This is a genomic window from Agromyces sp. GQ35 (assembly GCF_059758475.1).
Genome location: NZ_JCAXEO010000007.1, coordinates 1 through 657 on the forward strand (window position 1 = coordinate 1; position 657 = coordinate 657).

Below are 657 nucleotides of genomic sequence, written 5' to 3' on the forward strand. Positions count from 1 at the left end.
GTGACCGTGGGCGATCCGAACTTCGAGGATGTGCCGCCGACGTTCACGCCGCGCAGCATCAAGGTCGAGGCCGGTGAGGCGGCGCAGGAGATCGATTTGCGGCAGTCGAGCGGGCACCCGAGCGACAAGGCGTTGCAGGAGCTTTCGTACAACGGGCTCAGCGGTCAGAACGCGGACTTTACGGCGGGTATCAACGGTTCGATGCTGACCGTGAGTTCACCCCTCGGCGTGCAACCGGGTACGAAGACGACGTTGACGTTCACCGTGAACTACAAGGAGTTCTCGGTGCCCGGCTCGGTCGACGTCGAGGTCGTGAGTTCGTCGCGGCCGAAGCCCGTCGCCCGTGATGATGGCCCGATCGAGATGCTCCGCAGTGAGTCGCAGCCGATCGACGTGCTCGCGAACGACATCAACCCGTTCGAGGCCGAGGGTACGCCACTGCGGGTGATCGACGCGCAGATCGACCAGGCGTCGGTCGGCAGCTCGGCGAGCGTGAGCTTCACGTCGACCGGGATCACCGCGAAGACCGGCCCGTCGTTCACGGGCGAGCTGAGCATCGTCTACCGGGTCCAGGACGGTACGAAGGACCCTGCCCGCGAGGTGCAGGGCCGAGTCACGGTCATCGTGCGCGCCGCACCCGACGCACCCGCCGCGCCG

Annotated in this window: 1 protein-coding gene; it reads left to right on the forward strand. The window is 66.7% G+C overall.

From position 1 onward, the window contains the following. The coding region (locus tag AC6CH0_RS17755; protein WP_498103331.1) for an Ig-like domain-containing protein at window positions 1–657 on the forward strand (657 nt) is incomplete at both ends.